Annotated in this window: 10 protein-coding genes and 1 pseudogene; 3 read left to right on the forward strand and 8 right to left on the reverse strand. The window is 67.8% G+C overall.

The genetic code is table 11. The features are described 5' to 3' along the window. The first annotated feature begins 137 nt into the window (after positions 1-137). Positions 138-1,475 (forward strand): NAD(P)/FAD-dependent oxidoreductase, encoded by a 1,338-nt coding sequence (locus AC0IYU_RS32090; protein ID WP_435486036.1) that lies wholly within the window; start codon positions 138-140, stop codon positions 1,473-1,475. 14 nt (positions 1,476-1,489) lie between these two features. Here the strand turns inward: AC0IYU_RS32090 and AC0IYU_RS32095 are convergent, their stop codons facing one another. Genes AC0IYU_RS32095 through gcl form a run of 3 tightly spaced genes read right to left on the reverse strand, consistent with a single transcriptional unit; the run spans position 1,490 to position 5,024 of the window. Further along, on the reverse strand, positions 1,490-2,398 hold the full coding sequence (locus tag AC0IYU_RS32095; protein ID WP_435486037.1) for a 2-hydroxy-3-oxopropionate reductase: 909 nt from the start codon (positions 2,396-2,398) through the stop codon (positions 1,490-1,492). A 23-nt stretch (positions 2,399-2,421) separates the two neighbouring features. Next, on the reverse strand, positions 2,422-3,219 hold the full coding sequence (hyi, locus tag AC0IYU_RS32100) for a hydroxypyruvate isomerase (RefSeq protein WP_472125645.1): 798 nt from the start codon (positions 3,217-3,219) through the stop codon (positions 2,422-2,424). 11 nt (positions 3,220-3,230) lie between these two features. Further along, on the reverse strand, positions 3,231-5,024 hold the full coding sequence (gene gcl, locus AC0IYU_RS32105) for a glyoxylate carboligase (protein WP_472125648.1): 1,794 nt from the start codon (positions 5,022-5,024) through the stop codon (positions 3,231-3,233). Between the two features lie 112 nt (positions 5,025-5,136). Here gcl and AC0IYU_RS32110 point away from each other — a divergent pair, with 112 nt between their 5' ends. Beyond that, positions 5,137-6,039 (forward strand): LysR family transcriptional regulator, encoded by a 903-nt coding sequence (locus tag AC0IYU_RS32110; RefSeq protein ID WP_435441588.1) that lies wholly within the window; start codon positions 5,137-5,139, stop codon positions 6,037-6,039. Between the two features lie 33 nt (positions 6,040-6,072). Here AC0IYU_RS32110 and AC0IYU_RS32115 read toward each other — a convergent pair whose 3' ends face one another. The 5 genes from AC0IYU_RS32115 to AC0IYU_RS32135 all read right to left on the reverse strand — a co-directional run bounded on the left by AC0IYU_RS32115 (position 6,073) and on the right by AC0IYU_RS32135 (position 11,494). Continuing rightward, on the reverse strand, positions 6,073-7,596 hold the full coding sequence (locus AC0IYU_RS32115; protein WP_472125651.1) for a carotenoid oxygenase family protein: 1,524 nt from the start codon (positions 7,594-7,596) through the stop codon (positions 6,073-6,075). Between the two features lie 9 nt (positions 7,597-7,605). Next, positions 7,606-8,052 carry a DUF2141 domain-containing protein gene (locus tag AC0IYU_RS32120; RefSeq protein WP_472125654.1) on the reverse strand — a complete coding sequence of 149 codons (447 nt, stop codon included), beginning with the start codon at positions 8,050-8,052 and terminating at the stop codon, positions 7,606-7,608. A 147-nt stretch (positions 8,053-8,199) separates the two neighbouring features. Next, positions 8,200-9,345, reverse strand: coding sequence for an AI-2E family transporter (locus AC0IYU_RS32125; RefSeq protein ID WP_472125657.1), 1,146 nt, complete (start codon positions 9,343-9,345; stop codon positions 8,200-8,202). A 92-nt stretch (positions 9,346-9,437) separates the two neighbouring features. Beyond that, positions 9,438-10,145: a GntR family transcriptional regulator gene (locus tag AC0IYU_RS32130; RefSeq protein WP_435441592.1), complete on the reverse strand. Its 708-nt coding sequence runs from the start codon at positions 10,143-10,145 to the stop codon at positions 9,438-9,440. Positions 10,146-10,159: 14 nt separating this feature from the next. After that, entirely contained in the window at positions 10,160-11,494 is a 1,335-nt protein-coding gene (locus AC0IYU_RS32135; RefSeq protein ID WP_472125660.1) for a C4-dicarboxylate transporter DctA, read from the reverse strand. 218 nt (positions 11,495-11,712) lie between these two features. Here AC0IYU_RS32135 and AC0IYU_RS32140 point away from each other — a divergent pair. Then, positions 11,713-11,970 (forward strand): annotated as a pseudogene (locus AC0IYU_RS32140) (helix-turn-helix domain-containing protein); the annotation flags it as partial. Positions 11,971-12,261 lie beyond the last annotated feature (291 nt).

Below are 12,261 nucleotides of genomic sequence, written 5' to 3' on the forward strand. Positions count from 1 at the left end.
CCGAAAACGCCTGAACCCATCGCATGCGCGGGACAGGACGGCCGGTTCGCTAAACTTCGCGACTGTTAACCATAGTCAATCGAGGTTAACAAGGCCATGTCAACCGACACCACAAAACGACAACGGAGGGGCAGCGCATGAGTACAAGACCTTTCACCACCACCGACCCCGACGTCGTGGTCATCGGCGGCGGCCCTTCGGGCTCCACCGTGGCCGCGCTGCTGGCGGACAAGGGGCACGACGTGGTGCTGATCGAGAAAGCGCAGCATCCGCGCTTTCACATCGGCGAGTCGCTGCTGCCCATGAACATGCCGCTGTTCGACCGCCTGGGCGTGCGCACCGAGGTGGAGGCCATCGGCATCAGGAAGCACGGCGCCGAGTTCGTCTCGCCCTGGCACGACCACACCAGCCATTTCGACTTCGGCCAGGCGATGGACAAGAGCTTTCCGTACGCGGTGCACGTGCGCCGCTCGGAATTCGACGAGCTGCTGTTCCGCCACGCCGGCAAGCGCGGCGCGCGCACCTTCGAGGGGCAGCGCGTCACGGGCGTGGACATGGACGCGGGCAAGGGCACGCCGGACAACCGGCCGGCCGTGAAGGTCAGGGCCGACGACGGCACCGAGACCGCCTGGCGTCCGCGCTTCGTGATCGACGCCAGCGGGCGCGACACGCTGCTGTCGAACCAGTTCGACGTGAAGCAGCGCAACCGCAAGCACGCCAGCGCCGCCCTGTACGGCCACTTTGCCAATGCCGAGCGCCGGCCGGGCCGCTTCGAGGGCAACATTTCGCTGTTCTGGTTCGACCATGGCTGGTTCTGGTACATCCCGCTGAAGGACGGCACGGTGAGCGTGGGCGCGGTGGCGTCGCCCGCCTACTTCAAGCGCCGCAAGGGCTCGCTGGAAGACTTCCTGATGGAAACCATCGCGCTCGCGCCCAAGCTGGCCGCGCGCCTTGCGAACGCCACGCTGATGGAGGGCGCCACCTCCACCGGCAACTACGCCTACGACTCCAAGTTCTGCCGCGGCGACCGCTTCATGATGGTCGGCGACGCCTACGCCTTCGTCGACCCGATGTTCTCCTCGGGCGTGTACCTGGCGATGAACAGCGGCTTCGAGGCCGCCACCGCCGCCGACCACTGGCTCAAGGGCGAGGCGAAGGAGGCCGAGCGCGCCTTCCGCCACTACGAGAAGGTCATGAAGCACGGGCCGAAGATGTTCTCGTGGTTCATCTACCGCATCACCTCGCCGGCCATCCGTCGCCTGTTCATGGCGCCGCGCAACGTCTGGCGCATGCAGGAGGCGCTGCTGTCCATCCTGGCCGGCGACCTGTTCCGCGATACGCCCATCGGGCCGCGCTTCTGGGGCTTCAAGGTGACGTACTACGCGTCGTGCCTGGGCATCCTGCCGCAGGCCGTGAAGACCTGGGCATGGCGCCGGCGCAACCTGAAAGAGTCGCTGGACGCAGCCAAGACCTGAGCACAGCCTCGTGTTCAGTCGGGGGTGACCGTGTGCTGTGCCAGCGCCTCCAGCGCGCGCACCAGCGCCGAGTGGTCCAGCTGGCCGTAGCCCAACGCCGCGCACGCGTTCATCAGCTGCGCGGCGCCCGCCGTCTGCGGCAGCGACACGCCCAGCGTGCGCGCGCTCTGCATTGCCAGGTTCAGGTCCTTCTGGTGCAGCGAAATGCGGAACCCCGGCGCAAAGGTGCGCTTGATCATGCGTTCGCCGTGCACTTCGAGAATGCGCGAGCTCGCGAAGCCGCCCATCAGCGCCTGGCGCACGCGCGCCGGATCGGCGCCGGCCTTCGAGGCGAACACCAGCGCCTCGCTCACGGCCGCGATGTTCAGCGCCACGATGATCTGGTTGGCCACCTTGCACACCTGCCCGTCGCCCACGCCGCCCACCAGCGTCACGTTCTTGCCCATGCGCTCGAGCAGCGGCTTCACGCGCTCGAAGCTGCCTTCATCGCCGCCGCACATGATCGTCAGGCTCGCGGCCTTGGCGCCCACCTCGCCGCCCGACACGGGTGCGTCGACGTAGCCGGCGCCCGCGGCGGCGATGCGGCGTGCGAAGTCCTTCGTGGCGATCGGGTCGATCGAGCTGCAGTCCACCACGATCTTGCCGCTCGAGCCTTTCAGGCCCGCGGCCACGCCGTCCTTGCCCGGCTCGCCGAACAGCACCTTCTCCACGTCGGGCGTGTCGGGCACCATGATGAAGACGATGTCCGACTGGCGCGTGACCTCGGCGGCCGAGGCGCAGATGGTGGCCTTCGACACGAAGGGCTCCGGCGTGTTGCCGTGCGTGTTCACGAACAGCTGGTGGCCCGCGTCGAGCAGGTGGCCCGCCATGGGTGCGCCCATGATGCCGAGGCCGATGAATCCGATTTTCTGTTGCGTTGTCATGTCTGCGTTTCCTTGTCCGGTGCTTATTGCGGTTGCTGTTGTCCTGCCGTGAGCGCTTCACGCCAGCCGAGGCCGTCGACGGTGCCGCTGCGGGGCTTGTATTCGCAGCCGATCCAGCCGTCGTAGCCCAGCGCGTCGATGTGCTGGAACAGCCACGGGTAGTTGATCTCGCCCGTGCCCGGCTCGCCGCGGCCGGGGTTGTCGGCCAGCTGGATGTGGCCGATGCGCGCCAGGTGCCTGGCGAGCGTGTTGCCCAGCTCGCCTTCCATGCGCTGTGCGTGGTAGATGTCGTACTGCACGCGCAGGTTGGCCGAGCCGACCTCGTCGATCAGCGCCAGCGCCTGGTCGGTGCGCGTGAGAAAGAAGCCGGGAATGTCGAAGGTGTTGATCGGCTCGATGAGCAGGCGCAGGCCCGCCGCTTCCAGCTCTCGCGCGGCAATGCGCAGGTTCCCGACCACCGTGCGGTGCGCCGCTTCCGCGCTCACGCCCGCGGGCACCTTGCCCACCAGGCAGTTCACCTGCGGGCAGCCGAGCGCGCTGGCGTAGTCGATCGCCATGCCGATGCCCTCGATGAATTCGCCCGTGCGCTCGGGATGGCAGGCGATGCCTCGCTCGCCCTGGTCCCAGTCGCCGGCCGGCAGGTTGTGCAGCACCTGCTGCAGGCCGTTGGCACGCAGGGCGGCGGCGAGTTCCTTCTTGTCGAAAGCATAGGGAAAGAGGTACTCCACGCCCTTGAAGCCCGCGCGGGCGGCGGCCTCGAAGCGTTGCATGAAGGGCAGCTCGGTAAAGAGCATCGTGAGGTTGGCTGCGAACTTGGGCATGTCTTTCCTTCTCAATCGAGCATGGCCACCGCGAGGGCCGTGGGTGCGTCGGCCGTGCTCTCGGCCAGCGGTTCGAATTCGTTGATGGCGTCGATCTCGGTGCCCATCGCGATGTTGGTCACGCGCTCCAGCATCACCTCGATGACCACGGGCACGCTGAACTCGGCCATCAGCGCCTCGGCGCGGGCGATGGCGGGCGCCATCTCTTCCTGCTTGCGAACGCGGATCGCCTTGCAGCCCAGTCCTTCGACCACCTTCATGTGGTCCACGCCGTAGCTGCGCTCGATGCCGCTGTCGGGCGCCGCGTTGATGTTGTCGAACGCGAGCTGCACGCAGTAGTCCATCTCGAAGCCGCGCTGCGCCTGGCGAATGAGCCCGAGGTAGGAGTTGTTGACCACGATGTGCAGGTATGGCAGCTTGAACTGCGCACCCACGGCCAGCTCCTCGATCATGAACTGGAAGTCGTAGTCGCCCGAGAGCGCGACGATCTTGCGCGTGGGGTCTGCAGCGCGCACGCCCAGCGCGGCGGGAATGGTCCAGCCCAGCGGGCCGGCCTGGCCGCAGTTGATCCAGTGGCGCGGGTTGTACACGTGCAGGAACTGCGCCGCCGCGATCTGCGACAGGCCGATGGTGCTCACGTAGCAGGTGTCGCGCTCCAGGTGGTTGTTCATGCACTGGTACACGCGCTGCGGCTTCATCGGCACGTCGGCGAAGTTGGTCTTGCGCAGCATCGTCTTCTTGCGGTCGCGGCATTCGCCGGCCCATGCTGTGCGCGAGACCAGCTTGCCCGCGGCCTTCATTTCCTCGGCCACCTGCACGAACAGCTCGAGCGCGGCCTTGGCGTCCGACACGATGCCGAAGTCGGGCGTGAACACCCGGCCGATCTGCGTGGGTTCGATGTCCACGTGCACGAAGGTGCGGCCCTTGGTGTAGACCTCGACCGAGCCGGTGTGGCGGTTGGCCCAGCGGTTGCCGATGCCCAGCACGAAGTCGCTCGCCAGCATCGTCGCGTTGCCGTAGCGGTGGCTGGTCTGCAGGCCGCACATGCCGGCCATCAGCGGATGGTCGTCGGGTATCGCGCCCCAGGCCATCAGCGTGGGAATCACCGGCACGCCGGTGGCCTCGGCAAAGCGCACCAGCAGGTCGGCCGCGTCGGCGTTGATGACGCCGCCGCCGGCCACGATCAGCGGGCGCTCGGCCGCGTTCAGCATGCCGATGGCCTTCTCGACCTGGGCGCGCGTGGCGGCGGGCTTGTAGGGGGTGAGCGGCTGGTAGGCGTCGATGTCGAACTCGATCTGCGCCATCTGCACGTCGAAGGGCAGGTCGACGAGCACCGGGCCCGGGCGGCCCGAGCGCATCAAATGAAAGGCCTGCTGAAACACCTGCGGCACTTGGCCGGGCTCGCGCACCGTGACCGACCACTTGGTGACCGGCTTGGAGATCGACTCGATGTCCACCGCCTGGAAGTCTTCCTTGTACAAGCGCGCACGCGGCGCCTGGCCGGTGATGCACAGGATGGGAATGGAGTCGGCCCAGGCCGAGTACAGGCCCGTGATCATGTCGGTGCCCGCCGGCCCCGAGGTGCCGATGCACACGCCGATGTTGCCGGCCACAGCGCGGGTGTAGCCCTCGGCCATGTGCGAGGCGCCCTCCACGTGGCGCGCGAGGATGTGCGCGATGCTGCCGCGCTGGCGCAGCGCGGAATACAACGGGTTGATCGCCGCGCCCGGCACGCCGAAGGCCTGCGTCACGCCTTCCTTTTCCATCACCAGCACCGCGGCCTGGACCGCTGTCATCTTTGCCATTTGCATGTCTCCTTGAGGTGGGCCCACTGTAGGAAGCGGGGCGTGTTCGAAGAAGACGGCTGGAGGCCATAAAACCTATTCCGCCATGGAATAAGTGACTACGATGCGGGCCATGGATCGTTTGCTTGCAATGGAAATGTTCGTGCGCGTGGTCGAGACCGGGAGCTTCTCGAAGGCGGCGCGCGAGTTCAATACCACGCAGCCCACCGTGACCAAGCAGGTCGCGGCCACGGAAGCGCGGCTGAAGGTGCGCCTGCTCAACCGCAACACGCGCGGCGTGAGCCTCACCGAGCCCGGCGCGCTGTACTACGAGAAGTGCAAGACCATCGTGCGCGATGCCGAGGAGGCCGAGAGCATCGTGCAGCTGCGCCAGAACCAGGCGCAGGGCCTGCTGCGCGTGGGCACCTCGGTGGCCTTCGGGCGGCGCGTGGTGGTGCCGCTGGCGCTGGAATACATGCAAAGGCACCCGCAGGTGCAGCTCGACCTGAGCTTCGAGGACCGCTACGTGGACCTGATCGCGCAGGGCATCGACATCGCGATCCGCATGGGCAAGCTGGCCGATTCGTCGCTGGGCGCGCGCTACCTTGGCGCCAACCCGTGGGTCATGGTCGCCTCGCCGGCCTACCTGAAGAAGCACGGCACGCCCAGGCGCGCACAGGACCTGGGCGCGCATGTGGCGCTGATCTACAGCAGCGTGGTGGGCGACGAGTTCTGGCGCATGCACACGCCCAAGGGCGACCCGGTGACGGTGCCGGTGTCGGGCCGCTTCCGCTCCAACAACCTGTCGGCGGTGCTGGCCGCGACGCGCGACGGCCTGGGCATTGCGCTGATGCCGCGCTACGTGGCGAGCGAGTCGCTGGCCACGGGCAAGGTGCGCGAGGTGCTCGGCGACCACGCGCTGCCCGAGCAGGAGATCCACGCCGTGTTTCCGTCGCCCAAGCTCGTGCCGGGCAAGGTGTCGGGCTTCGTGGCCTTCCTGCAGGGGCGCTTCGACGAAGGCTGGTGGGCCGCCTGAGGGCGCGCCGCCTTCGCTCTCCCTCCCTCTCGTTCAAGCCGGCACGAAAGCGCCGTGCAGGCCCAGCGGCAGTGTGTACGGCAGCGTGGCCTGCGCCACCGGACCGGCCCCGAGCTGATCTGCGGCGAAGCACGACAGCACCGTCTTCTGCCGGCCGAAGTCGAGCACCGTGCCCAGCACCCACCCCGGCTTCGAGCCGTCCGGCACGAAGACATGCTCTTCCACGATCGCCTGCGCGCCGTAGCTAAAGCGCTGGCTGCGGCCGGTCTCGACGTCGGTGCGTGCGACCGCGCCGAATCCCGGCAGGTCGCGCCGTATCTGCGTGGCGTGAACCACCTGGCGATGGCGCAGGCCCACGCGGCGCGGATCGATGCGCGGAAACTCGGCCTCCTGCGCCAGGGCCGTCTGCGTGCCCGTACCCGTGGCCAGGTTCAGCGTGGCGACGGTCAGGTGCGGGTCGGTGCTCTTCACGCGGCGCGCGCGCATCACCTCGCGGTTGGTGGTGAACACCGTGTCTGCGTTGTCCGAGCGCACGTAGTCGACGTGGATCAAGGTGCCGCGCGGCGTGTCTTCTTCCCAGGCGTTGCCCACGTGGAACAGGAAGCCGGTCGGCAGCGCCAGCATCTGGCGCTTGTCCCAGTCCTGCTTGTCGACCACCAGCGCGCGCATGCCCAGCTCGGGCCGCCACACGTGGGCGTCCAGAAAGCTCGCGCCGGCCTCCTTGCGCTTGCCGTCGTACACCAGCGGCGGCATCAGGAACACCAGGTGCCGTTCCGTCACGGCGAAGTCGTGGACCATCGGCATGTCGGCCACAGGCACCACCGCCGCGCGGCGCAGCGTGCCCTCGGGCGCGATCTCGTACAGCGCCAGCAGGCCCTGGCCGGAGCTGACGCCGAAGTTCCACACCGTGCCGTCCGGGTCCACCTTCGGGTGCGCCGAAAAAGGCATGCCCGCGAGGTCGGCGCGCCAGGTCTTCACGCCCAGCGTGTCCAGCGTGCGCGCATCCACACGGGTGGCCGAGCCGCCTTCCCACAGCGCCAGCACCTCGCCCTGCAGCGGCAGCACGCTGGTGTTGGCCACGTTGATGCTGTCGGCCGAGGTCGGCGGCTCGACGCCCGGCGGCATGGTGCCGAAGGCTTCCATCAGACGGCGGCCGGCCCGCACCTCGGCCGTACGCTTGGGCGTGGCGACATAGCGGCCCTGGTGGCGCACGTCGGCACCGTCGATCACGAAGCGATGCACCATGCCGTCGCCGTCGAACCAGTGGCGGTAGCGCTCGCCGCCCAGGTCGTGGCCCGCGGGCCCGATGCGAAACAGCGTGCCGGCCACCGCATCGGGGAAGCGCCCGCGCACCGTGGCGCGGGTCAGCGGCAGGTCGCCCGGGGGCGTGGCGAAAGCGGTCTTCCAAGGCGCGCCGGCGGCTTCGAACTGGGCCTGCCAGTTCTCAGTGCCTTCGGTGCCGGCGGCGCGCGCCAGCGAGGCCAAGGGGCTCAAGGGGCCCAGCAGGGGCAGGGCGCCGGCAGTGGCGAGCAGGCGCAGGAGTTCGCGGCGTTCCATGGCGGCTCCTCAGCGCAGGTGAATGACGGTCTGCAGGTCGGCGTCGACGCTGAACGCCGCGGCCTCGAAGTCGGGCGCGGCGCGGTTGCCCTTGGCGTCGTTGGAGAAGCCGTAGCGCTCCGTCGGCATGCCCATGAGGTTGGTGTCCAGCTTGCCGTTGCCGTTCTCGTCGGCGAACACCCGCAGCGCATAGCGCCCCGGTGCCAGCCCCGCGAACACGAGCCGGGCCTTGCCGCCCTGCATGGGCGCGGTCTGCGATGCCACGGCCTTGCTGGCGGTGTAGCCGGCGGCGTCGCTGTACAGCGCAACGTAGAGCGTGGCTTCCGCCGCCGGGCCGTCGGCGACGCTCAGGCTCAGGTCGGCGGCCAGGGCCCCGAGCGGCGCGAGCGGGACCAGGGCCGCGGCGGTGCACAGTGCGCGCACGGCCGGGCGGGACAGGAGAGAGAAAACATGCATGGCGGGCCTCTTCGGAAGTTGGAGGCCCGACGATCTCGCAGGTCGGCTGCAGTGCCCAGTGCCATGCGACGAAGCGCCGGAATGGGTGCGCCAAGTGCGCGAGGTGCGCGCGGTCGGCAACCGGGCGGGCCGGCGCCCGCCGGGGCGTCAGCCCTTCTTGCGGTCCTGGGCGCCTTGCGCGTGCCTGGCGCGTTCGACCGCTTCGGGCGGCTGCTGCGGCACCTCGAGGCTCTCGTGCCCGCTGCCCACGTGCCCGGAGTCCGCGAACAGGCTCCAGGCCGCCATGAACAGCGCCGCGATCACCGGCCCGATCACGAAGCCGTTGATGCCGAAGATCGCCATGCCGCCGATGGTCGACATCAGCACGATGTAGTCGGGCATCTGCGTGTCCTTGCCCACCAGCAGCGGGCGCAGGATGTTGTCGACCAGGCCGATCACGAACACGCCCACGAAGATCAGCACGCCGCCCTGCCAGAAATGCCCCGTGGCCAGGAAGTAGATGGCCACCGGCCCCCAGATCAGCGCCGCGCCCACGGCCGGCAGCAGCGAAAGAAATGCCATCAGCACCGCCCACAGCAGCGCGCCCTGCACGCCGAGGAACCAGAAGGCCAGCCCGCCGATGGTGCCCTGCGCGATGGCCACGGCCACGTTGCCCTTCACGGTGGCGCGGATCACGGTGGTGAACTTGTTCAGCAGGTAGTGCGTGTGCGGCTTGGCCAGCGGCACGGCGTCGCGCATGGTCTTGGACAGCGTGGCGCCGTCACGCACCAGGAAGTACAGCAGATACAGCATCACGAAGAAGCTGACCACGAAGTCGAAGGTGTTCTGCCCGATCGTGAGCGCCTGGCTTGCCACCACCTGACTGCCCTGCGCGGCACCGGCCGAGATGCGCGCCTGCCATGCGGCCATGTCGCCCAGGTTGAAGCGCTCCACCAGGTTCAGCAGCCACTGCGGCGCCGCGTCCAGGATCTGCTGGAAGTAGGCCGCGAAGTTGATCTGGCCCGAGCGGATGTTCTGCGTGACCAGCGCCACCTCCTGCACCAGCGACACGCCGATCATGGCCAGCGGCAGGATCACGATGAACAGGCAGATCGCCAGCGTGGACAGTGCGGCTGCGTTGGGCTTGCCGCGCATCTTGCGCAGCAGCCACTTGTACAGCGGCGTGAACAGGATCGCCAGCGCCACGCCCCAGAGCACTGCCCCGAAGAACGGCAGGAGCACCCAGATGAAGGCACCAGTGACAGCGGCGAGCAGGGCGAGGAAGACGCCGCGCTGGAGTTGGGGAGAATTCATAAGTGAGTCGGACTGTAGCCGAGCCGGTGCGCGGCAACGTGTCAGCGGGCGCGCCCTGGTGCGGCGAGTTCCGGCGCCTTCCGGCGCCGGCCTCAGCGCTTCGCGCGCGGCAGCGCCACGGGCGCCAGCGTGGCGCGCAACCGGCTCGGCGCGTCGGGCTCGGCGGCGGCGTCGACCTCGAGCGCGCGCTCCACGTTGCCGATGTGCGCCAGCATCAGCTGGCGGGCCTTGCCGGTGTCGCCCTCTTCGAGCGCCTCGACAATGGCACCGTGCTCCGCGCACGACTGCCAGGCCTCGTGCGTCGACTGGTACAGCGTGGCGGCCAGCGTGGTGCGCGCCGTGAGGTCGCGCAGCACGTCGACCAGCAGCTGGTGGCCCATCTGCTCGGCCAGGCACACATGGAAATCGGCCAGCAGGAAGGCGCGCGTGGCGGCGTCGGCGCCGTCGATGGCGCGCTGCTCGTCGGCGATGTGGTCGCGCAGCGTGCGGATCACCTTGGCCAGCGGCCGCCCCTCGCTCGCGGCCAGGATGCCGGCCTCGACGATGCGCCGCGCCGAGAACGCGTCGCGCGCCTCCTCGGCCGAAGGCTCCACCACGTACCAGCCGCGGCGCGACTGCACCTCCACGAAGCCGCGCGCCTGCAGCTGCATCAGCGCCTCGCGCACCATGGTGCGGCTCACCGAGAAGTTCTCGGCCAGCGCCTGCTCGCCGAGCCGCTCGCCCGGTGCGAGCTTCTGCGCGAGGATGGCCTCGACCACGCGTTCGGCAATGGCGGTGGGGCTGACGTCGGCGGCGGGCATGGGCATGGGGCGGTTCAATGGGCGCTGGAGGCTGGGGCGGTGCCGGTGTTTGGCACGACGGCATCGGCCAGCGGTTCGTCGTCGGGGGAATAGCGCCCGTCGAGCACTGCGTGCGCGCGCTCGCGGTCGATGTCGCCTTCCCACGCTGCGATGGCCACCGTGGCCACGCAGTTGCCGATCAGGTTGCCCAGCGCGCGGGCGATGCCCATGAACCAGTCCACCGACAGCACCAGCACCAGCCCGATGGCCGGAATCGCCGGAATGGCGTGCAGCGTGGCCGCCAGCACCACGATGGCAGAGCCCGGCACGCCGTGCGCGCCCTTGGAGGTGACCAGCGCAATCGCAAGAATGGTCAGCAGGTCGGCCATCGAGATCGGCGTGTTGGTGGCCTGCGCGATGAACACCGCCGCCAGCGTGATGTAGATCGAGAACGCGTCGAGGTTGAAGGAATAGCCCGTGGGAATGACCAGCCCCACCGTCGAGTCGCGAATGCCCATGCGGCGCAGCTTGGCCATGATCTGCGGCAGCACGCTGTCCGACGAGGTGGTGGCGAACACGATGGTGAGCTCCTCGCGCAGGTAGCGCAGCAGCTTGATCAGGCTGAAGCCCGACAGGCGCATCACCAGGCCGAGCACCACGAACACGAAGATCAGCACCGCGCCGTAGAACAGCGCCACCAGCATGCCCAGCTGCTTGAGCGAGCCGACGCCGTACTGCCCCACCGTGAAGGCGATGGCGCCCAGCACGCCCAGCGGCGCCAGCTTGATGATGATCCCCATGATCTTGAACAGCACCAGCGACGTTGCGTCGATCACCGCCGCCACGGGCTTGCCGCGCTCGCCCAGCAGCGTGAGCGCGCAGCCGAACAGCACCGCGAACAGCAGCACCTGCAGCACGTCGCCGGTGGCGAAGGCGTTCACCACCGTGGTGGGAATGAGCTTCATCAGGAAGTCGACCGTGCCGCCGCTGGTGAGCTTGTCGGCGTTCGACGCATAGGCGCTCATCGCGGCCGGGTCGAGCTTGGCCGGGTCGACGTTCATGCCCGCGCCGGGCTGGAACACAAAGGCCAGCACCAGGCCCATGGCCAGGGCGACGGTGGTCAGCACCTCGAAGTAGATCAGCGCCTTCACGCCCACCCGGCCCACGCGCTTCAAGTCGCCCGCGCCGGCAATGCCGTGCACCACCACGCAGAACACCAGCACGGGAATGATCATCTTGATCAGCTTGATGAACCCGTCACCCAGCGGCTTGAGCTTGACGGCGTACTCGGGGGCGAACAGCCCCGCGAGTACGCCCAGCACCAGCGCGATGACCACCTGACCGAAAAGCGATTTGGCGAAGCGAGGCATGGGTGCTCCTGTTGTCCGTGTTGTCAAGGTTTGCATGCAAGCAACGCCTTGTCTTGCATACAAGAAATGTAGGCAAGAAGACTTCGGGGCCGGAAGAGGGTATTCCCGGTATTGTTGATTGCCGCCGAAAATTGACCCAGCTAACGCAGTAATTTCCGTCTAAGACTGACCCACGTAAAACTCTACCCTGCTCATTTTTAAAGCAGGGGATCCTAGGAGTGATAGACGTGGCGACATTGAGTGTCATCAGACGTTGGGCCCTGCGCGAGCAGATGTCCATCCGCGAGATAGCCAGGCGTACAGGCCTGTCTCGCAACACCGTAAAGAAGTACCTGCGAGCGGGCGAAGAAATGCCGCGCTACGCCAAGCGGGAGAGCTCAAGCAAGCTCGATCCCTATGCCGAGAAACTCGCGACCTGGCTCGCGATCGAGGCAACCAAATCGCGGAAACAGCGGCGCAATCTGCGGCAGATCCACACACCCCAACCTAAAAAGGAGAACACCAAGCACTTATCCACACCGTGAAGCCTTCAGGCTCACAAATCGGGTGGGTCAGTATTCAATGGAAATCTAGGGTCAGAGGTCGGCGGAATTCAACACCCTGGCGCCTCACGGTCCGCTTTCGCTACTTAGTGATCGTTCGCGTAAGTCTCCTAGAACGAAGCGATGGCCTGTTACGGCCACTAATGCGAGCATGTTTTCGAGCGATCTTCAGATGCGTCCATGGACTGCTGTCGTGATAAGAGCGCCTATCAGGCTTTATGCGGC

Source organism: Variovorax sp. AC103 (assembly GCF_979254005.1).